This window comes from Streptomyces sp. S.PB5 (assembly GCF_030403745.1).
Classification (GTDB): Bacteria; Actinomycetota; Actinomycetes; order Streptomycetales; family Streptomycetaceae; genus Streptomyces.
The window spans coordinates 14147-34795 of the sequence record NZ_JAQMWP010000005.1; the positions used below are offsets into that span (position 1 = coordinate 14147).

Annotated in this window: 15 protein-coding genes; 8 read left to right on the top strand and 7 right to left on the bottom strand. The window is 71.4% G+C overall.

Going from position 1 to position 20649, the window contains the following annotated elements; translation table 11 throughout:
- Positions 1–76 precede the first annotated feature (76 nt).
- On the bottom strand, positions 77–1693 hold the full coding sequence (locus PH203_RS14000; RefSeq protein WP_289920245.1) for an L-lactate permease: 1617 nt from the start codon (positions 1691–1693) through the stop codon (positions 77–79).
- Between the two features lie 191 nt (positions 1694–1884).
- Positions 1885–2304 (bottom strand): DUF3499 domain-containing protein, encoded by a 420-nt coding sequence (locus PH203_RS14005; RefSeq protein ID WP_289920246.1) that lies wholly within the window; start codon positions 2302–2304, stop codon positions 1885–1887.
- Positions 2305–2599: 295 nt separating this feature from the next.
- Here PH203_RS14005 and PH203_RS14010 point away from each other — a divergent pair, with 295 nt between their 5' ends.
- Positions 2600–3043, top strand: a complete 444-nt coding sequence (locus tag PH203_RS14010; protein WP_289920707.1) for a metallopeptidase family protein — start codon at positions 2600–2602, stop codon at positions 3041–3043.
- Between the two features lie 12 nt (positions 3044–3055).
- Here the strand turns inward: PH203_RS14010 and PH203_RS14015 are convergent, their stop codons facing one another.
- The 3 genes from PH203_RS14015 to PH203_RS14025 form a co-directional block, all read right to left on the bottom strand.
- A complete protein-coding gene (locus tag PH203_RS14015) occupies positions 3056–4588 on the bottom strand; it encodes a DUF5719 family protein (RefSeq protein WP_289920247.1) in 1533 nt (510 codons plus the stop codon).
- Positions 4585–8223: a glycosyltransferase gene (locus PH203_RS14020; RefSeq protein ID WP_289920248.1), complete on the bottom strand. Its 3639-nt coding sequence runs from the start codon at positions 8221–8223 to the stop codon at positions 4585–4587. Before PH203_RS14020 ends, PH203_RS14015 begins: the two co-directional genes overlap by 4 nt.
- A gap of 190 nt (positions 8224–8413) precedes the next feature.
- Positions 8414–8677, bottom strand: coding sequence for a WhiB family transcriptional regulator (locus PH203_RS14025; protein ID WP_003975777.1), 264 nt, complete (start codon positions 8675–8677; stop codon positions 8414–8416).
- 596 nt (positions 8678–9273) lie between these two features.
- On the opposite strand from PH203_RS14025, the gene PH203_RS14030 reads away from it, so the two are divergent.
- The 4 genes from PH203_RS14030 to PH203_RS14045 all read left to right on the top strand — a co-directional run bounded on the left by PH203_RS14030 (position 9274) and on the right by PH203_RS14045 (position 13254).
- Entirely contained in the window at positions 9274–9786 is a 513-nt protein-coding gene (locus tag PH203_RS14030) for a cysteine dioxygenase family protein (protein WP_289920249.1), read from the top strand.
- Positions 9787–9820: 34 nt separating this feature from the next.
- Positions 9821–10804 carry a 2-phospho-L-lactate transferase gene (cofD, locus tag PH203_RS14035; protein ID WP_289920250.1) on the top strand — a complete coding sequence of 328 codons (984 nt, stop codon included), beginning with the start codon at positions 9821–9823 and terminating at the stop codon, positions 10802–10804.
- Positions 10801–12144, top strand: coding sequence for a coenzyme F420-0:L-glutamate ligase (locus PH203_RS14040; RefSeq protein ID WP_289920251.1), 1344 nt, complete (start codon positions 10801–10803; stop codon positions 12142–12144). Before cofD ends, PH203_RS14040 begins: the two co-directional genes overlap by 4 nt.
- A gap of 99 nt (positions 12145–12243) precedes the next feature.
- Positions 12244–13254, top strand: coding sequence for a DNA-3-methyladenine glycosylase 2 family protein (locus tag PH203_RS14045; RefSeq protein WP_289920252.1), 1011 nt, complete (start codon positions 12244–12246; stop codon positions 13252–13254).
- A gap of 431 nt (positions 13255–13685) precedes the next feature.
- On the opposite strand, the gene PH203_RS14050 is transcribed toward PH203_RS14045, so the two are convergent.
- Positions 13686–14768, bottom strand: a complete 1083-nt coding sequence (locus PH203_RS14050) for an NDP-sugar synthase (RefSeq protein ID WP_289920253.1) — start codon at positions 14766–14768, stop codon at positions 13686–13688.
- 177 nt (positions 14769–14945) lie between these two features.
- On the bottom strand, positions 14946–16253 hold the full coding sequence (locus PH203_RS14055; RefSeq protein WP_289920254.1) for a peptidoglycan recognition protein: 1308 nt from the start codon (positions 16251–16253) through the stop codon (positions 14946–14948).
- A 140-nt stretch (positions 16254–16393) separates the two neighbouring features.
- Between PH203_RS14055 and PH203_RS14060 the strand changes: the two genes are divergently transcribed.
- The 3 genes from PH203_RS14060 (at position 16394) to PH203_RS14070 (ending at position 20595) form a co-directional block, all read left to right on the top strand.
- Positions 16394–17149 (top strand): TIGR03089 family protein, encoded by a 756-nt coding sequence (locus PH203_RS14060; protein WP_289920255.1) that lies wholly within the window; start codon positions 16394–16396, stop codon positions 17147–17149.
- A gap of 146 nt (positions 17150–17295) precedes the next feature.
- Positions 17296–18618 (top strand): LCP family protein, encoded by a 1323-nt coding sequence (locus PH203_RS14065; RefSeq protein ID WP_289920256.1) that lies wholly within the window; start codon positions 17296–17298, stop codon positions 18616–18618.
- Between the two features lie 222 nt (positions 18619–18840).
- The gene (locus PH203_RS14070) at positions 18841–20595 is read left to right on the top strand and encodes an LCP family protein (RefSeq protein WP_289920257.1); all 1755 of its coding nucleotides are present in this window, start codon (positions 18841–18843) and stop codon (positions 20593–20595) included.
- Positions 20596–20649 lie beyond the last annotated feature (54 nt).

Here is a 20649-nt window from a genome sequence, read left to right on the forward strand (position 1 = left end):
GGTCACCCCAAACTACCCGCCGCCACTGACAGCCCGCTGTGCGTCCGCCGAGGAGATCCAAGAACGTAACCTCAGGTCAGGGCAGCATCCACTCCAGGACCGGCGAACTCTGCCCGACCACGATCAGGCACATCACCAGCAGCAGCCCGAGGCTCCACGGCAGCACCTTGCGCAGCAGGTCCCCCTCGCGCCCGGCGAGTCCGACGGCGGCGCAGGCGATGGTGAGGTTCTGCGGGGAGATCATCTTGCCGAGGACACCGCCGGAGCTGTTGGCGGCGGCGAGGAGCTCCGGGGACAGTCCCGACTCGCGGGCGGCGGTCACCTGCAGCGCCCCGAAGAGCGCGTTGGCCGAGGTGTCGGAGCCGGAGACGGCCACGCCGAACCAGCCGAGGACCGGGGAGAGGAAGGCGAGTCCGGCGCCCGCCGCGGCGACGAAGTGGCCGATGGTGGCGGCCTGTCCGGAGAGGTTCATGACGTAGGCGAGGGCCAGCACCGAGGTGACGGTCAGGATCGCGAACCTCAACTCGTGGACGGTGGCGAGCCATTCCCTGACCGCCACGCGCGCGTGCACGCCGAGGACGGCGGCCGTGCACAGCCCGGCGAGCAGCACGAGCGTGCCGCCGGTGGACACGATCGGCCAGGTGTATACGTTGCCGCCGACCGGATCGCCGTCGGGGCCGACGACGTTCAGGAAGGGCCAGTCGTAGGTCTGGGTCGCTCCGGCCAGCCAGTCCTTGACCGAGGGGAGCTGCGCGACGGAGAAGATCACGACGATCAGGCCGTACGGGGCGTAGGCGCGCAGGACTTCGCCGCGCGGGTCGGCCTCGTCCAGTTCCTCGCTGCGGGCGCCGGTCAGCACGGACGCGCGTACGGACTCCTCGGCGGGCACACGCGCGCGTGGTACGGCGACCAGGGCGGCCGCGCCGAGCAAGGCGGCGCCGATGTCGGCGAGTTGGGCGGAGACGTAGTTGGAGGCGGCGAACTGGCCGACGGCGAAGGCGGTTCCGCAGGCCAGGGCGGGCACCCAGGTCTCGCGCAGACCGCGCCGGCCGTCCACGAGGAAGACCAGCACGAGCGGCACCACGAGGGCCAGCAGCGGAGTCTGACGGCCCACCACGGACGCGACGGTGTCCAGGGGCAGTTCGGTCACCTGGGCGAGCGTCACGACCGGTGTGCCCATCGCGCCGAAGGCGACCGGCGCGGTGTTGGCGACCAGCGCGACGACCGCCGCGCGCACCGGGTCGAAGCCGAGCGCGACGAGCATGACCGAGCAGATCGCGACGGGCGCGCCGAAGCCGGCGAGCGCCTCCAGGAGGGCGCCGAAGCAGAAGGCGACGACGAGTGCCTGGATGCGCGGGTCGTCGGAGAGCCGCCCGAAGGAGCGGCGCAGGATGTCGAAGTGCCGGGTGCGGACGGTCATCCGGTACACCCAGAGGGCGTTGACGACGATCCACAGGATGGGGAAGAGCCCGAATACGGCTCCCTGGGCGCCGCTGGAGAGCGTCTGGCCCAGCGGCATGCGGTAGGCGAGCCAGGCGACCAGAACGGCCGCCAGAAGGCCTGTGAGGCCTGCGAGATGGGCTTTGAGGCGGACGCCGCCGAGCAGGACCAGGACGATCACCAGCGGCATGGCGGCGACGAGGGCGGACAGGCCCAGTGAGTCGGCGACGGGTTCCAGTTCCTGCACGTACACGGGCGCCTCCCCGATCCGGTTCCGCTCAATTCCGTCATGCGGAAAGTGATTTCTCGTTTCGGCTGAGGGAATGGTCGTGTCCGCGACAGGAGAGGTCAATGGGTGCGCGTCAATGAGTGCGCATCACCGAACGGAATGTGCACCGAACGCGCACAAGAACAGCGGCAGTTGGACGAACCGGGTGAACCGGCTCAGTTGTCCGGCGAGCGCAGCACCCGCAGATGGCCGCGGCGCGCGACCTCCATCGGATCCGCCCCGCGTCCCCCGCCGGCCTGCGCGGCGCGCTCCTGCGGACGGGCCGCCTCACGGACCGCGTTGGCGAGCGCTTCCAGGTCGTCACCGCTGGGCCGGGCGGGAGCCGAGCCGTCGAGGAGCCGGACGACCTCCCAGCCGCGCGGGGCGGTGAGGCGCTCGGAGTGCTCGGCGCACAGGTCGTAGCAGTGGGGTTCGGCGTAGGTGGCGAGCGGGCCGAGGACCGCGGTCGAGTCGGCATAGACGTACGTCAGCGTCGCGACGGCGGGACGGCCGCAAGCGGTGCGCGAACAGCGACGTACAGGGCTCACGACGTTGGACGGTACCGCACTCTTGAGCGGGCCGCGACGACTCTCCACCAGGTCACTCCACCGTGTCGTGGTGTGAAACGCCCCACACGCCCCTTTGGACACGCCGGGCTGACCTGCGCGGACATCCCCTGCCGAAATCTCGGACAGACCCGGATCCGGTCATCACTGCGCACAAACAAGGTCAATTGCCATGAGATCGGCGGTCTGGGAGAGATACGGAATCGAGCCCAACCTTGGCTGGAATGGTCATCCTGCGACATGCCGTACGAGGGGGCCGCAGACCCGCCGGACACCGCGTGGGCCCCGGGCACCCGGTCCCGCCGGGGACTACGCTTCACCAGTGATGGACACCCCCGTACCGCCCCGTGCCGCCGGCCCCGGGCCCCGCCGACGTGATCGCCACGGCCGCGGCATGCGCGGCCCGATCGCGCCGCCCCAGGTTCCGCTCGCTGCCAGCCGTGCCGAGGCCTTCGCGGACCTGGTGCAGGATTCCGTGGAGCGCCTGGAACGCCGCTGGCCGCAGCTCGCCGACATCGATTTCCTCGTGCTGGAGGTCCCCCGTCTCGACGCCCGGGACTGGAACGAGGAGTCGGTGCCCCTGGGCGGCACGATTCCCGCGCGCGAGGGACGTCCCGCGCGCGTGGTGGTCTACCGCCGCCCCGTGGAGATCCGCACCAAGGGCCGCGACGAACGCGCGGCCCTGGTGCACGAGGTCGTCGTCGAGCAGGTCGCCGAGCTCCTGGGACTGACCCCGGAGACGGTGGACCCCCGCTACGGCGAGGACTGAGCCCCGAGGCGCCTACTTCTGCAGCACCGACAGGTCCTGGTCCGCCTCCGGCACCCGGACCATGCCCCGGTCGTCCGGCAGCGTCTGCACCGTGAACCCTGAGATGCCGTCCTCCGTCGCCTTCAGGGTCCGGGCCGCGTAGACCGGGCCGCCCGACACCGGCTCGACCGTGAGCGCGTACGTGCCCTTCAGCCCGCCCGGCACCGGCAGCTCCACGTCCTGGGTGGTGCCGGCCTTGATCGTGTACGTCTTCGAGACGGCCGTGCCTCCGCCGCTGCCCGCCGACGCGGTCACCTTGACCTGGGCGGCGCGGCCGGGGGCGACGAGGGAGAGCGTGGTGCCCTTGGCGGTGTTGCCGACGACCGTCGCGCGCGTGCCGACCGCGCGCGTGGCCGGGATGAACGCCGTCTCCTGCTTGCCGCCCTTGCCACGGGTGACACGCAGGGCCGCGACGACCGGCACGGACCGGTCGGTCGGCGTCAGGACCAGCGAACCGGCCTCCCCGCGCGTGACGTCGCCCAGGTCGACCGCGGTCGTCATACCCGCCTTGACGTGCAGCGTCTCGTTCCCGGCCGGAGTGATCAGCCCGGACGGCGAGGCGAGCTTCACCGTGAGGTCGGCGTCGGCGTCACCGGGCGTGAAGGCGACCAGGTGCACGGCGGTGGCGTCCTTGGGGATGCCCGGCAGCACCAGGCTGCCCGCCGGATCGGTGGACGCGGCCAGCCAGTCGCCGCCGATCTCGTCGTCCAGGGCCTGTACGGCGGCCCCGACCCGTCCGCTGCGGACGTTGACGTGCACGGTCAGGTCGGTCTGCTTGTCGCTGGTGAGCGTGGACAGCAGGATCGGCTCGCTGGAGTGCGGCGGGACGGTGATGTCCTCGCCGGCCGGGGCCTCGATCGCGCCGTCCTTGCCGTACAGCTCGATGTCGACGACGGCCGCCGAGTCGTCGGGGTTGGTCAGGTGCACGTAGTCGGTGCGGGCGGCGTCGGTGGCTGCGCCGGGGAACCAGAACTCCGTGTCGGCGGCGGTGCAGTTGACGCCCTGGAGGCCGCGTCCGGTGCCGGCGGCGACCTCGGTGGTCTCCTGCACGGTCCAGCCGGGCGCGAACTTGCCCTCGGCGGTGCCGATGAGCGCGGGCGAGTCGCCGCCGGAGGTGTCGCCCGTGACCGGCGTGCCGGGCTCCTTGGGCGTGAGGACCGGCTTGTCGGCCTTCTTGCCGTCCTTCTTGTCGCCCTTCTTGTCGTCGTCGCCCTTGCCGTCCGTCTTCGCGTCGTCGCCCTCGGACTCCTGCGCCGCGGCGACGAGTTCGGCCTCGCCGTCGCTTCCCGTGCCCTTCGTGACGGGCGTGAAGGACGTGTACGACGTCTCGGCGAGGTCGGAGGTGCTCGGGCTCGGGCAGAGCAGGCTCGTGCGCTCCACGGGCAGCTCGGCGGCCGTCGTCGCGGTGTCCGCGGCGGAGGTGCCGGGCTCGGTGAGCGTGGCGAACCCGGTGACGGCGGCGAGGGCCGTCACACAGGCGATCAGGGACACGGTGGTGCGATTCACTGCTGGCTCCCGTCGGGACGCTCGCCGCCGTGCGGATGCGGCTGAGCCGGGTCGTACGTCGCGTCGTAACCCTGGTCGTACGGCTGCCCGTACTGGTCGTACGACGGCTGCTGCTGTCCCTGTCCGCCGTACGCGTACGGGTCGTACTGGCCGCCCTGGTAGGGGTCCGCGTAGCCCTGCTGGTCGTAGCCGCCCGCCGGGTACTGCTGGGCGGACTGGTACTGGTCGGCGGAGTAGGCGTTGTACTCCGAGGCACCCGCGTAACTCGTCTGGTCCCACTCGCCATAAGCCTGCTGCGGAACCGGTACCGGGGTCTCCTCCGAAGGAGGAGACACGGACTCGTCGCCCTGGGCGGCCTCTTCGGCCTCCGCCTGGGCGCGCAGGCGGCGGGCGCGGCGGCCCTCGCCCTCCATCGCCTGGGCGGGGACGGCCCGTTCCTCCTCGGGGAGGTCGTCGTCGATGTCGCGGCGGCGGCCCGGCAGGGCGAGCACCACCAGGACGACGGCGAGGAAGCCCTGCGCCCACAGCCAGGCGGTGTGGGTGATCGGGTCGTCGTAGACGACGTCCAGCCTGCCGCCGGAGGCCGGGAGTTCGAAGCCCTGGGCCCAGCCGTCGACCGTCTTGGCGGTGAGCGGCTCGCCGTCCAGCGTGGCCGTCCAGCCCTCGGCGGCGGTGTCGGCGAGACGCAGGGTGCGGCCCTCGGCGCCGGCCGGGATCGTGGTGTGGATCTCGACGGGACCGGCGGCGACCAGCACCGGCTCGCCGGAGCCGCTGACGATGGTGGCGCGGGCGACGTCCTGGTCGACCCGCCACAGCGCGCTGCCGTTCTGCTCGCTGAGCCGGGTCAGGCCCGGGGTGGCGTCCAGGACGCGGGTGACCTCGCGCGGGGCGCCCTTGTGGACCAGGACGTAGCGCACCGCGAACTTGCCGAGTTGGTCGGACTGATCGGCGCCGGAGCCCGCGACCAGGTTGGCGACGACCTTGTCGAGGCTGCTGTTCTCCCCGTCGGAGGCGGCGAGTTCACCGTCGCCGAGGCGGGCGCCGGAGCCGCGGACCAGCATGTAGCCGACGTGGGCCGCGGAGTCGCTGTCGAGGACGAGGGTGCGGGCCCGGTCGCGGTTGTTGCCGTCCTCGGCGACGAACGCGGGCACCTGCACCGGGTCGCGCCGCTCCACGGGGCCGTCGGCGCCGCGGAGCATCCAGCCGGCGGCGACGAGCAGCGGGCCCGCGGCCGCGGCGAAGGCGATCAGCGCGGCGACCGGCTGGCGCCAGCCGAAGCTCTGCTCGGCCACGCGCGCGCGTGCCCCGTCGGCACCGAGCACGGCGGCCGCCAGGAGGGCGATGCCGTAGACGAGCGTCGCCGGGCCCGCCCAGGTCGAGCCGTTGGACAGGACCGCGAAGACGAGGCCCACCAGGGCGACCGCCCAGGCCGTCCAGATTCCGAACTGACGCTCCGAGCGCAGCAGGGCGGCCAGCGCGGCCAGGACGACGCCGATCAGCATCAGCCCGCTGACCGTGCCGGGGCCACCGGGGCCGGCGCCGAGCAGGTCGGTGACGGAGGCTGCCGAGGAGCCGTATTCCAGGCCGGCCTCGTCGAAGAAGCCGAACGGCAGCAGCGTCAGCGACCAGGGTGCGAGGACCAGCAGCGGTGTGCCGAGCTGGGCCAGGAAGCGCAGGCCGTAGGCGGTGATGTCGGTGCGGCGCACGGCCAGGACGCCGAGGCCGAGGAACAGCGCGATGGGCCAGACGATCGGCGTGAACGCGGTGGTGATCGTCAGCAGCAGGGCGTACGCCCAGGTGGCGCGCCAGCTGCCGCGCGCGTCGGAGGTGTTCGCGAGGCCGGATGCCGCGATGCCCGCGCGGGCGATGAGCGGCAGCAGGATCGCGAGGACGGCGGTGCCGAGGCGGCCGCCGGCCAGTGCGCCGGTGGCGGCGGGCAGGAAGGCGTAGACGACGGCCGCCCACGCGCGCAGGAGCCGTGACTCGACGAGCGGGCGGGAGGCGAAGTAGGCGGTGAAGCCCGCCAGCGGCACCGAGCAGACCAGGAGGACGGTGAGCGCGAGGCCCGTCGACCCGAACAGCAGGGAGGCGAGCATCGCGACGATCGCCAGGTACGGCGGCGCCGATGCGGTGCCTCCGGCTCCGACCGCGTGCCAGGAGTCCAGGTAGCGCGACCACAGCTCACTGGCGTCGGCCGGGGCGGGCAGCAGGGCACCGCCCGCGAGCGCGCCGCCGCCGAGCAGTTCACGGCAGGCGACCAGCGAGACGAGCAGCAGCACCAGGAAGAGCACCGGTCCCGGCTTGCGGGCGATGCGCTTGACGCGGGCGAACTGCTCGATCTCCAGGAAGTCGGCGTCGTCGCCGCCGGGCCCGGACTCGACCGCGCCGCCGTGCCGTCCGGCACCTGAGGTGGCTTCGGGGTCGGAGCTGCCGAAGAGGTCGCCGGCGACCTGCTCGACGGTGGCCCGTACGGTCGCGCCGGGCGGCGGGAACAGGGCCCGCATCTCGCCCTTGTCGACCACCGGCGTGCCGCGCCTGCGGCGCCCGGCGATGATCCGCTCCGGCCGCAGCAGGGTGCCGAAGAGGCCGCGGATCTCGTCGAGGGCCTGTCCGGGGACCTTGCCGACGAGGTTGACGACCGTCCTGAGCACGGTGCCGACGACGAGCCTGAGAACGACCCAGGGCAGCACGGCCGTACGGCTGTTGACGAGCAGGGTGTAAGCGGCGCCCGCCTTGTCGACCTTGTGCGGGGAGGCCGCGGTGCGGCCCACGCAGTCGACGGCGCGGCGCTCGCGGGAGGCCGCCTCGGCGTGCCGGACGACCGCCTCGGGGGCGACGAGGACGCGGTGCCCTGCGGCCGTGGCGCGCCAGCACAGGTCGACGTCGTCGCGCATCAGGGGCAGTCTGCGGTCGAAGCCGCCGAGCTGCTCGAAGACGTCGCGGCGGATGAGCATGCCGGCGGTGGAGACGGACAGCACGGGCCGTACGTGGTCGTGCTGGCCCTGGTCCTGTTCGCGGCGGTCGAGGCCGGTCCAGCGGCGACCGGAGTGGGCGATGGTGACGCCGACCTCGAGGAGCTGCCGCTTGTCGTACCAGCCGCGGAGCTTGGGGCCGACGACGGCGACGTCGTCCCGGCCGAGCTCCAGTTCGTTCTCCACGACCCTCAGCAGCTGGGCCAGGGCGTCGGGTTCGGGGGCGCAGTCGTCGTGCAGCAGCCACAGCCACTGGACCGGTTCGCCGTGCGGGAGCTCCGGCATGTCGTAGGCGTCGTCACGCCATGTGCGCGTGACGGGGTCCCAGCCGCTGGGCCGCTTCAGGTACGGCAGCTCCTCGGGGGTGAGGAGGGGTGCGCTGCGGTTGGCCTCTTCCACGGCCTGGCCGAAGCCGGTGCGGCGGGCGAGATGCAGGACCTGGCCCGGTCCGAGGGCCTCGGTGACCAGCAGCGCGGAGTCGTCCGCGCTGCCGGTGTCGGCGGCCATGGCGAACTGGACGGGGCGCTCCTGGCCGAGCAGCCCGGCGAGCGCGTCGGGGAGCCAGCGGGCGCCGTCGTGGGAGACGAGGACCGCGGTCACCACATGACGCGGGAACTCAGGAGTGGCAGCGTCGTGAGCTGCCGTGTGGCTGTGCACGGACATCGAGGTACGGGCCCCGGTTCGGTGGACTGCGGTGGACGCCTGTGCCCCGAGGGGGCAGCGGGGCGTCTCGGACGAGCGACCACACTATCGGCTGGGCATGACGACGGCCCGCCGCCTGTGGACAACCCAGCTGCGACGGGCCGTAAGTCCCGTATGTGCGTGCGATGTGGTGCGATGTGTGGCCGGTCGGTCAGACCGCCGCCTTCTTCAGCCGGCGGCGCTCCCGCTCCGACAGACCGCCCCAGATGCCGAACCGCTCGTCGTTGGCGAGGGCGTACTCGAGGCACTCGGAGCGGACTTCACAAGCCAGGCAGACCTTCTTGGCCTCGCGGGTGGAGCCGCCCTTCTCGGGGAAGAAGGACTCGGGGTCGGTCTGGGCGCACAGCGCGCGCTCCTGCCAGCCGAGTTCCTCGTCCGCGTCGTCGACCAGCAGTTGCTGCACCAGCTCGGTCATGTGCGCCCCTCGTCTGTCTTTCGCGTCCCCGTGATGTAGCCGTTACCGATGTCGGCTGAACGACACGAGTGAAATTACAAGTGTGCTGCTCCGGGCGAGTCAAGCCGAGATCTGCTATTGGGCCCCTTATTCACTCTGCGGAACCAAGGCCTAGCGGAAAGTGTTCAAATCGCCATAAACCTTGACAAGCAGACGGGGCCTGCGGGGTTCCGACCCGTGCAGGACCTGTACGGAGAAGGACGCCCAGGAGTGCGCTCCCGTTCCGTGCGCGCCCGGTTGTGCGCCATGTGTCCCGGTAGGCGCATGAACAAACCTTTCACCTCGCAGATGAACCGGATGAGGTGAAACCTGTCCCACATGCCGGTGTCGAGTTGACAGTGCCGGGTGTGAGCCGCTGTCCTTGTGGGCATGCTCGCGAACTTGGCACTCACCTCGACCCGCACCGCCGGGTCCCACGGTGCTGCCCGCGCGCGCTGTAGCTGTTGCTGTCCCAGCTGTTGAGCTTCCCCATCGCTCCAGCTGAAGGCCGAGTCGCCCCGCGACTCGGCTCTTCTGTTCCCCTCTGACCTTTCTTTCACTGAGGAACCAGCACACCCATGAACAGCGACAACGACCTCCAGATCGCCGGCGACATCCTCGAGGTTCCGCACCTGCTCCAGGCCCCGCGCGAGCACCCGGCCACCGTCGCCGAGTTCGTCGGCCTGGCCCGCTCGATCGCCGCCGACCGCTCGCAGTGGGAGCACCTGGTGCGGTACGACGCGACATCGCGCTGGTACCACCGGCTGCGCACCGGTCCGGGCTACGAGGTCTGGCTGCTGTCCTGGGTGCCCGGTCAGGGCAGCGGGCTGCACGACCACGGACAGTCCTCCGGGGTGCTGACCGTCCTGGACGGCGAGCTGACCGAGCGGACGGAGCGCGGCACGCGCGCGTTGAGCTCGGGTGCGCAGCGGGTGTTCGCGCCGGGCTATGTGCACGAGGTCGTGAACGACACGCTGGAGCCGGCGGTCAGCCTCCACGTCTACTACCCGGGCCTGACCGAGATGCCGATGCACACCACGTGCACCGCGGCTCCCGCGACGTACGACGAGGTCGACGTCGTGACCGCCTGACGCGTTGTCGTACCCGCCTGCAAGACTTGCTCCCATGCGAATCGTGGTTCTGGCAGGCGGCATCGGCGGTGCCCGTTTCCTGCGCGGTCTGAAGCAGGCCGTGCCGGACGCGGACATCACGGTCATCGGCAACACCGGGGACGACATCCACCTCTTCGGGCTGAAGGTCTGCCCGGACCTCGACACGGTGATGTACACGCTCGGCGGCGGCATCAACGAGGAGCAGGGCTGGGGCCGGGCCGACGAGACCTTCCATCTCAAGGAGGAGCTCGCGGCCTACGGCGTGGGCCCCGAGTGGTTCGGGCTCGGCGACCGGGACTTCGCCACGCACATCGTGCGGACGCAGATGATCAGCGCCGGATACCCGCTCAGCGCGGTCACCGAGGCACTCTGCGACCGCTGGCAGCCGGGCGTCCGGCTGATCCCCATGTCCGACGACCGCGTGGAGACGCACGTCGCGGTCACGCTGCCCGACAGCGGCTCCGCCGCGGGCTCCGGCGAGCGCAAGGTCATCCACTTCCAGGAGTACTGGGTACGGCTGCGGGCCTCGGTCCCCGCGGAGGCGATCGTGCCGGTCGGCGCCGAGCAGGCGAAACCGGCGCCCGGCGTCCTGGAGGCCATCGCCGCGGCGGACGTCATTCTCTTCCCGCCGTCCAACCCCGTCGTCTCGGTCGGCACCATCCTCGCCGTGCCCGGCATCCGCGAGGCGATCGCCGAGGCCGGGGTGCCGGCGGTGGGCCTCTCCCCCATCGTCGGGGACGCGCCCGTGCGCGGCATGGCCGACAAGGTGCTCGCCGCGGTGGGCGTGGAGTCGACGGCCGCGGCGGTGGCCGAGCACTACGGCTCGGGGCTGCTGGACGGCTGGCTCGTCGACACCGTCGACGCGGGCTCCGTGGAGCAGGTCGAGTCGGCGGGGATCCGCTGCAAGGCCGTACCGCTGATGATGACGGACCTCGACGCGACCGCCGCGATGGCCCGGGAGGCGCTGGCGCTGGCGGAGGAGGTGCGGGGGTCTTGACCGCGGACGTGAACACGGACGTGAGCACGGGTGCCGGCGCGGACGCGGGCGGCTTCCGCGCGTGGGCCGTGCCCGGGCTGCCAGAGATCGCGGCGGGCGACGATCTCGCCAAGCTGATCGCCGCCGCCGAGCCCCGGCTCGCCGACGGGGACGTGCTGCTCGTCACCTCGAAGATCGTCTCCAAGGCGGAGGGGCGGGTCGTCCGGGCGGCCGACCGGGAGGCGGCGATCGACGCCGAGACGGTACGGGTGGTGGCGAGACGCGGTGCGCTGCGGATCGTCGAGAACCGGCAGGGACTGATCATGGCCGCGGCCGGGGTCGACGCCTCCAACACACCCGCCGGGACCGTTCTGTTGCTGCCCGAGGACCCGGACGCGTCCGCCCGTGCGATCCGTGAGGGTCTGCGTGAGCTGCTCGGCGTCGACGTCGGGGTGATCGTCACCGACACCTTCGGGCGGCCCTGGCGCGCGGGGCTCACGGATGTGGCGATCGGCGCCGCCGGCGTGCACGTACTCGATGACCTGCGCGGGGGCACGGACGCGTACGGCAATCCGCTGAGCGCGACCGTCGTCGCGACCGCCGACGAACTCGCCGCGGCCGGGGACCTGGTGAAGGGCAAGGCCGCCGGGCTGCCCGTCGCGGTGGTGCGGGGGCTGGGGCACGTGGTGGCCGAGGAGCACGGGGAGGGAGCGGGGGCGATGGTGCGCGGGGCGCGTGACGATATGTTCCGGCTCGGGACCTCCGAGGCGGTACGGCAGGCCGTGACCCAGCGGCGTACCGTGCGGGCCTTCACGGACGAGCCCGTCGATCCGGGGGCGGTACGGCGTGCCGTCGCCGCGGCGGTGACGGCGCCCGCGCCGCATCACACGACGCCGTGGCGGTTCGTGCTGCTGGAGTCGGCTGAGTCGCGGACCCGGCTGCTGGACGCGATGCGGGACGCGTGGATCGCGGATCTGCGGCGGGACGGGAAGACCGAGGAGTCGATCGCCAAGCGGGTGCGGCGCGGGGACGTGCTGCGCAACGCGCCGTACCTCGTGGTGCCGTGTCTCGTCATGGACGGGTCGCACGAGTACGGCGATCCGCGGCGGGACGGCGCCGAGCGGGAGATGTTCGTCGTAGCGACCGGGGCGGGCGTGCAGAACTTCCTCGTCGCGCTGGCCGGGGAGCGGCTGGGGTCGGCGTGGGTGTCCTCCACGATGTTCTGCCGGGATGTCGTGCGGGAGGTGCTGGGGCTGCCTGCGGACTGGGATCCGATGGGGGCGGTGGCGGTCGGTCATCCGGCGGAGGAGCCTCGGCCGCGGGGCGAGCGGGATGCGGGGATGTTCGTAGAGGTGCGCTGAGGGGGGTGGGGGTGCCTCTACGCTCGTAGGGCTCCTTTGGTCTTCTGTTCTCGGTTCCCTCGGTTCTTTCGCTTCCTCATCTCTTCCGGGACTTCATTCGTGGCTGGTCGGTTCGCTCCGCGGCCCACGCGTACGACGGTGCGCGGGGGGCATGTCGTGGTGCCCGGGGGTGTGCCTCGGCCGGCGGCTGCGGCGGGGCGGGTGCGGACCTGGGTGCCTGAGGGGCCGTTGGATCTCGGGCTGGTGCTCGGGCCGTTGCGGCGGGGGCCTGCCGATCCGACGTTTCGGGCGATGCCTGACGGGTCGGTGTGGCGGGCCAGCCTGACGCCGGTCGGGCCGGGGACCTTGCGGGTCAGCGCGGGGGGCGGGCAGATCCGCGGGGAGGCCTGGGGGCCGGGGGCGGAGTGGCTGCTCGACGGGTTGCCGGAGTTGTTGGGGGCGGGTGACGATCCGTCCGCGTTCGTGCCTCGGCATCGGCTGGTGGCTTCCACCGTGCATCGGCGGCCGGGGCTTCGGCTCGGGCGGACCGGGTTGGTGCTGGAGTCGTTGATTCCGTCGATCCTTGAGCAGAAGGTCACCACCGATGAGGCCTATCGGGCTTGGCGGTTGCTCGTACGGAAGTACGGGGAGCCGGCGCCGGGGCCCACGGGGGTGGTCGGGGGGCGGATGTGGGTGATGCCCGCTCCTCGGACCTGGGCGTTGATTCCGTCCTGGGAGTGGCATCGGGCCGGGGTCGACAACAAGCGGGCGTCGACGATTCTGCGGGCGGTGCGGGTCGCTGCGCGGATGGAGCAGGCGGTGGGGATGTCCGTGGAGGAGGCGCAGGCTCGGTTGGAGGTCGTGCCGGGGATCGGGCCGTGGACGTCTGCGGAGGTTGTGCAGCGGAGTCATGGGGCGGCGGATGCGGTGACCGTCGGGGATCTGCATCTGCCGGGGATCGTCGGGTGGGCGCTTGCCGGGGACCGGGATGCGGATGACTCCGTGATGCTGTCGCTGCTGGAGCCTTATGCGGGGCAGCGGCATCGGGCGGCTCGGTTGATTCTGTTGAGTGGGCGGACGCCGGCGAGGCGGGCGCCTCGGATGCCGCGGGGGGATATCGGGCGGTTGTGAGGGGGCCCGCCGCGGGGGTTCGCGGGGGCTTTTTCGCCTCCGCCGCCCCTACCCGTCCCGTCCCCAGGGGCTGCCGCCCCTTCGACCCCGCCCGGGGCTGCCGCCCCGGGCCCCGCTTCGGCCCTTAAGGGGCCTCGTCCTCAAACTCCCCCAGAGGGGGCACCCCCAGACAGGCTGAAATTACCTGGACCGGCGCCCAGAAGCGCAGCACCCCCACCCCCCGAGGCGCAGCCCCGGCGGGTGGATGGGGGATCGGGACGGGCAACCCTCGTCCTCGAACGCCGGGCCGACTGAAGTGGCCCCGACCAGCGTCCGGAAGCGCAGCACCGCCCCCAGAGGCACAACCCCAGCGGGTGGGTGGGGGCGCGTCCTACCTCTCGTGTCCACCCACCCAGAGGACCGTCAGCCGTCCGAACCGGTCGCCGTACCCGTCACTGGTCCGACGAGAACCGCACCGCGCCCGCCGGGATGCGGGCGTCGCACCACACTCGGGCGCCGTGGCGTAGTTCGTTGTCGGCGCCTACTACCGCGCCGTCGCCGATGACCGTGCCGGTGAGGATCGAGCGTTCGCCCACCCTGGCTCGTGTGCCGATGAGCGAGTCGGTGATGACGGCGCCCGGTTCGATGACCGCGCCGGGGAGGATGGTGCTGCCGAAGACTCGGGCGCCCTCGGCGACGAAGGCGCCCTCGCCGACGACCGTGCCGCCGGTCAGCTTGGCGTCGGGGGCGACGTTGGCCGTGGGGAGGATGAGGCGGTCGCCGCAGCGGCCGGGGACCGCCGGGGAGGGGGCGCGGCCGAGGACCAGGTCCGCTGAGCCTCTTACGAAAGCGGCAGGGGTGCCCAGGTCCAGCCAGTACGTCGAGTCGACCATGCCTTGCAGGTGGGCTCCTGCTGAGAGGAGGTCCGGGAAGGTCTCCCTTTCCACCGAGACCGGGCGGCCGGTCGGGATCGTGTCGATCAGGGAGCGGCGGAAGACGTAGGCGCCCGCGTTGATCTGGTCGGTGACGATCTCCTCGGGGGTCTGGGGCTTTTCCAGGAAGGCCAGGACCTTGCCTGTCTCGTCGGTGGGGACGAGGCCATAGGCCCTGGGGTCCGTGACCTTGGTCAGGTGGAGGGAGACGTCGGCGTTCGTAGATTCGTGGGTGGCCACCAGGGCTCTGATGTCCAGGCCCGTCAGGATGTCGCCGTTGAAGATGAGGACCGGGTCGTCGGGGCCGGAGTGGAGGCGGGAGGCGACGTTGCGGATCGCGCCGCCCGTGCCCAGCGGCTCCTCCTCGGTGACGTACTCGATGTGGAGGCCGAGCGCCGAGCCGTCACCGAAGTACGGTTCGAAGACCTCGGCCAGGTACGACGTGGCGAGGACGATGTGGTCCACGCCGGCCGCTCTCGCTCTGGCCAGTTGGTGTGTGAGGAAAGGGACCCCTGCCGCGCGGACCATCGGCTTGGGAGTGTTCACCGTGAGCGGGCGCAGGCGTGTGCCTTTGCCACCGACCAGGAGAATTGCTTCTGTCACCTGTCGTCTCCGCTTCCTGCCGGTGACCGGCCGAACTGTCTTTCGGCCGGTCAGTGTATGCAGACCGTGTTGCGGTGCCTTCGACGGCAGTGCGGCGACCCGCCCCATGCCCCCCGTCGGCGGTTGAGATGCCTGAAAGTGATCTACCGGTTCCCTCCGTCCCCCCGGAGAGTGGCCCTAACGCCCCTGGTAGCGAGCCGCGTCCGCGCGGGCCGAACCGAGCTTGCGGTAGAGCTGCCAGCCGGGGCAGGCGGTGGAGAAGCCGTCCCGGTGGCCGGAGATCACGTTCAGTCGTACGTTCCTACCTTTTCGGTAGAGATTGCCACCCCCGGACTTCAGGTATGTCTTTCCCCGCGGATTGGCGCCGTGGAGACCGAGCTTCCACGCCGTGAGCCGGGCGACGGCCTCCACCGAGGCGTCGGTCGGCCGGCTGGAGCCGAAGGTGCCGAGGACGGCGATCCCCATGCTGTTGGTGTTGAAACCGAGAGTGTGTGCGCCCAGGACCGGCTTGGCCACGCCACCGGCGCGGCCCTCGTAGATCTTTCCGCACTTGTCGACGAGGAAGTTGTAGCCGATGTCGCGCCAGCCCATGCTCTGGACGTGGTAGCGGTAGATACCGCGAATGACGGAGGGCGACTGCGAGCAGCGGTAGCCGTTGCCGGTCGCCGTGTGGTGGACGAAGGCCGCCTTCACCTTCTTCGTGTAGACGAACTTCTTCTCGCGCAGCTTCTCGTTCGCGCCCCACCCGCGCCGGGTGACGATGCGCGGCCGGGGGCCGATCTTCGGCTTCACGCGCTGCTCCTCCCCCGGGATCTCCGGGGCGCCGAGCGGGGCGAGAGCGGCGTTGGCGGCGGAGGCGGCGGAGGCGGCGACGGACCCGGCGCTCAGCGCTCCGGCGCGGAGAGCGCCCACCGGAGCACCGCCCTGGGGCGCGGCCGGCCCCCCGGGGTCCACGAGTTCCAGACGCAGCCCCGACGGCAGGACGGCGCCCGTCGACGCACGGGACTCCGCGGGCCCGGTACGCGGCTCCGCCCCCGCACGCACCCGTACCTCCACGCCGTCCGAGTCCCCCACCCACAGCGGTGCCGTCGCCCCCCGCACGCGGCCGGAGGCGCGCTCGGCCGTGTCGGGGTCGGCGCCGTCGTCGCCGTAGTGGGTCTCGACGTCCTGCCAGCCGGACCAGCTGCCGGAGTCGACGGCACGCGTGCGTACCTGGACGCGGCCGTGCAGTTCGGTGTCGGGGTCGTCCCAGACGACGCCCACGAGGGAGAAGTGGCGTACGTCGCGGCGGGTCAGGCCCTGTTCGCCGGCCGGGCCGAGGGCGCGGTCGCGGCTCATGAGGGGCAGGGACTGCGTGCTGCCGGGGACGGACGCTTCCGCGCTCGGCACCGGGCGCGCGACGGTCGCGGCAGCGGGCGGGGTCAGCGGAAGGGCGAGGGCGGCCGCGCACGTGACACCGATCGAGGAAGCAAGAAATCCACGCATGTCCTCGATATTGAACATAGTCTGACAATCCTGTCCATTTGGGAACTGACGGGCTGTCGGGCCGCGTTCCGCCGAACCGGCTACCCCGGCCGCCCTCTCCCCCTCGCTGCGCGGCACCGCGCCCGCGTACGCTTGCGCGGGTGACCACCACCGACCGCACCCCTGCCGACCTGCTGCGTTCCGCGCTCGCCGCCGATCCCGGACGCCCTCTGGTGACCTTCTACGACGACGCCACGGGCGAGCGTGTCGAACTGTCCGTGGCCACCTTCGCCAATTGGGTGGCCAAGACCGCCAATCTGCTCCAGGGCGAGCTGTCCGTGGAGCCCGGCGACCGGGTCGCACTGCTGCTGCCCGCGCACTGGCAGACGGCGGTGTGGCTGCTGGCGTGTTCGTCCGTGGGAGTGGTCGCGGACGTCGGCGGCGACCCCAAGGCGGCCGACGTCGTGGTGAGCGGCCCCGACACGCTGGACGCGGCGCGCGCCTGCTCCGGCTCACGCATCGCCCTCGCACTGCGCCCGTTGGGCGGACGGTTCCCGCAGCCGCCGGAGGGCTTCTGCGACTACGCCGTCGAGGTGCCGGGCCAGGGCGACCGCTTCGCCCCCTTCGCGCCCGTCGGCCCGGACGAGCCCGCGCTGATCGTCGCCGGGCGGGAGTTCAGCGGCGCGGAGGTCGTGGAGCGGGCGGCGGCGGAGGCGACGGGACTGGGACTGACGGGACCGGGGTCGCGACTGCTGTCGGGGCGGTCGTACGACACCTGGGAGGGGCTCTGCGCCGGGCTGTACTCCCCGCTGGCCACCGGCGGGTCGGTGGTGCTGTGCCGGAATCTGGGGCGGCTGGGCGAGGACGGGCTCGCGAAGCGGATCGAGAGCGAGCGGGTCACGGCCACGGCCCGATAGGCGCCGCCTGTCATCTCGTACGTCCTCGGCGCCGCTTCCCCTCCCCCGTTCGGCCCTCCACCGCTGACCCCCCGTCCGCCATCCACGCCATGGTCGTAGGAGCAGCCGCACCGCACGCTCGTACGCCATGAGGGGTGGATTCCGCCGTGACCGACACCGCAGGTACGCCCTCCACAGGCACCCTCGGTCCGGGAGCGGGGGCGTCCGCGACGGGGCGGGGGCTGATACGGCGGCGCAGGCGGCGGTGGCTGGGGTACGGGGCGGTCGGGGTGGCCGTCGCCGTCGTGGCGGCCGTGGGGGCCGGGTGGGCGGTGTACACGAAGCTGGACGGGAACATCACGCCGGACGACGCGGCCGCGGCGGAGCTCGCCCGGTACGAGAAGGAGCGGCCGACGGCGCTCGTCAAGGACGCGCGGAACATCCTGCTGATCGGGTCGGACTCACGCTCCGGGGACGGGAACCGCAGATACGGGCGGGACTCCGGGACCGAGCGGTCCGACACCACGATCCTGCTGCACCTCGCCGCCGGGCGGCGCAGCGCCACCGCCGTCTCGCTGCCCCGCGATCTGATGGTGGACGTGCCGGGGTGTCTGCGCCCTGACGGCACCCGTACCGAGCCGATGTTCGCGATGCTGAACCACGCCTTCCAGACGGGCGGTTCGGCCTGCACGATCCGAACCGTCGAGAAGCTGACGGGAGTTCGCATCGACCACCATGTGGTCGTCGACTTCCACGGCTTCAAGGACATGGTCGACGCGGTCGACGGCGTACGGATCTGTCTGGACGAGCCGATCCACGACAAGGCCGCCAAGCTGAGGCTGCCGGCGGGCAGGGTGTCGCTCGACGGTGAGCAGGCACTCGGGTACGTGCGGGCCCGCAAGTCGCTCGGCGACGGCAGCGACACCGACCGGATGGACCGGCAGCAGCGGTTCCTCGGGGCGCTCGTCAACAAGGTGCAGAGCAATGACGTCCTGCTGAATCCGGCGAAGCTCTATCCCGTCCTGGACGCCGCGACCTCCTCGCTGACGACAGACCCGGATCTGGCGAGCTTGCGTGGTTTGTACGAACTCGTGCGCGGGCTGCGTGACATCCCCACCGAACATGTGCAATTCCTGACCGTCCCGCGGGAGTCGTACACCTACAACACCAATCGCGACCAACTCGTGCAGGCCGAAGCGGAGAAGTTGTTCGAACGGCTGCGCAAGGACGCTCGGGTGGCGGTCGCCGAGGAAGTTCCACAGGATTCCGCGACAAAAAACCCCAACTCGAGCGACGGTTCGCAAGAAGAAGCGGACGGTTCGGACGAGTCGTACGACTATGACCACGGGTACGACTACGACGAGTACGGGGACCACTACGAGTACTACGACGGGAAGCCCGGTGCCAAGCGGCCCGACGAGCCCGCCTCCGCCGCCTCTCCCGCGCCGACGTTCCGCGGGAACACGGCCGCCGAGGACACCTGCGAGTAAAGCGATTACCAAGGCGACGAACAGCTGTCCAAGGAAATGCGACGGATTGACCGGTTGTAGGGAAGTGGAATTTGTCACCGTCGTCGCTTGACGCTGATCCGGCCGGATAGTGTGAGCGATCCGGTGCACCCGGCCGTAGTTAGGCTTGCGCACTGTTTGACCGAGACCCGAGCGCCTTGAGGGGGAGGCGCCGCGTGGCCCCGACGGAGGATTCAGACAACCGTGGACGCGCAAGGCCGTGGGCGGGCGGACGACATCGACCCCGCAGACCAGTGGGTACTCAATCCGAACACTGGCGAATACGAACTGCGACTGACTCCTTCCGCACCGCAATCAGCGGTGCCGGGACCCCGCAGATCCAGCACCCGCTCCGCCGACGCCGGCGGAGCGGTCCGCAATCGAACGGCGGCGCCGGGCCGGAGCCGTACGGCACCCGCCGAGGCGCCCGGCCGTGACGTACCGCCGCCGCGCAGACGCCGGGGCGCGCCCGAGGAGCCACTGCCGGGGCGGCGCAACCGGCGGCCGGTGAAGAAGAAGTCCAAGGCGAAGAAGGCCGTGCTGTGGACCGGCGGCGTCATGGCCTTCGTGCTCGTGGGCACGGCCGGGGCCGCGTATCTGTACCTCAAGCACCTCGAGGGCAACGTCACGACCGAGGACGTCGGCAATGTGGCGGACGACGGGTTCAGCAAGGACGAGGCCTTCAACATCCTCGTCATCGGCACCGACAAGCGGACCGGCAAGGGCAACGAGGGCTACGGCGACAAGGGCAGCGTCGGGCACGCCGACACGAACATCCTCTTCCACGTCTCCAAGGACCGTACGAACGCGACCGCGATGAGCATTCCGCGGGACCTGATCGTCGATGTGCCGGACTGCGAGGTCACGGAGGACGGCACCGAGAAGATCGTCCCGGGCACCCAGAGCGTCCGCTTCAACACCAGCCTCGGCCAGGACGGCCGTAACCCGGGCTGCACCATGAAGACGGTCGAGGAACTCACCGGCATCGACGTGAACCACTTCGTGATGGCCGACTTCAACGCGGTGAAGACCCTGACGACCGCGGTGGGCGGTGTGGAGGTCTGTCTGGCGAAGGCCGTCAACGACAAGGAGTCGAAGCTGAAGCTGCCGGCCGGCAAGTCCACGGTCGAGGGCGAGCAGGCCCTGGCGTTCGTGCGCACCCGGCACAGTTTCGGCAACCAGGGCGACCTGGACCGCATCAAGGTCCAGCAGCAGTTCATGAGTTCGCTGATGCGCAAGATGACCTCCAGCGACACCCTCACCAGCCCGACGAAACTGATCAAGCTGGCCAACGCGGCCACCAAGGCGCTCACCGTCGACAAAGGCATCGGCAGTGCCAGCACGCTCAAGGACCTGGCCCTGGAGCTGAAGAAGGTGCCGCCGAAGAACATCACCTTCCTGACCACGCCGGTGAAGGACAACCCGGCCGAGGTGGTCAAGGCGACCGTCGTGCCCGACGAGGCGAACGCCCCGCAGGTCTTCAACATGATCAAGAACGATGTCTCCTTCACCGAGGTCAAGGCCCAGGAGAAGAAGGAGAAGGCCGCCATCGCCGCCCGGCTGAAGGGCACCAAGTCGGACGCCTCCGAGGTGCGGGTGCGGATCCTCAACGGCGGGGCGCCGGGGGGCAGCGCGCAGGAGGAGCTCACCTACCTGCAGACCGAGGCGGGCGTGACCAAGTCCGAGAACGCGGGCAACGCCGACAAGACGCAGGCGAAGACGACGCTGGAGTACGCCCCCGACCAGGCGGACCAGGCGCGTCGGCTGGCCGAGATCATGGGGCTGTCCGGCTCGATGATGAAGCCGGGCGAGAGCGTCACCAACGCGCAGGGACTGCCGACCATGACCCTGACGCTCGGCGAGGACTTCAAGGGGGCCGGGGTGAAGATGAACTCCACCTCGGCGGCGACTCCGGAGGTTCCGAAGACCACGGCGGACGAGGTCAAGTGCGCGAGTTGACCATGTGAGGTGTGACCTGACAGGCCTGTCGTACGTCTAACAGGACGTGACGGC

Coding starts and splice junctions, on each gene's coding strand:
- PH203_RS14010 (WP_289920707.1), top strand. CDS start 2,600: ATGGACACCCCCGTACCGCCCCGTGCCGCCGGCCCCGGGCCCCGCCGA.
- PH203_RS14020 (WP_289920248.1), bottom strand. CDS start 8,223: ATGTCCGTGCACAGCCACACGGCAGCTCACGACGCTGCCACTCCTGAG.
- PH203_RS14025 (WP_003975777.1), bottom strand. CDS start 8,677: ATGACCGAGCTGGTGCAGCAACTGCTGGTCGACGACGCGGACGAGGAA.
- PH203_RS14030 (WP_289920249.1), top strand. CDS start 9,274: ATGAACAGCGACAACGACCTCCAGATCGCCGGCGACATCCTCGAGGTT.
- cofD (WP_289920250.1), top strand. CDS start 9,821: ATGCGAATCGTGGTTCTGGCAGGCGGCATCGGCGGTGCCCGTTTCCTG.
- PH203_RS14055 (WP_289920254.1), bottom strand. CDS start 16,253: ATGCGTGGATTTCTTGCTTCCTCGATCGGTGTCACGTGCGCGGCCGCC.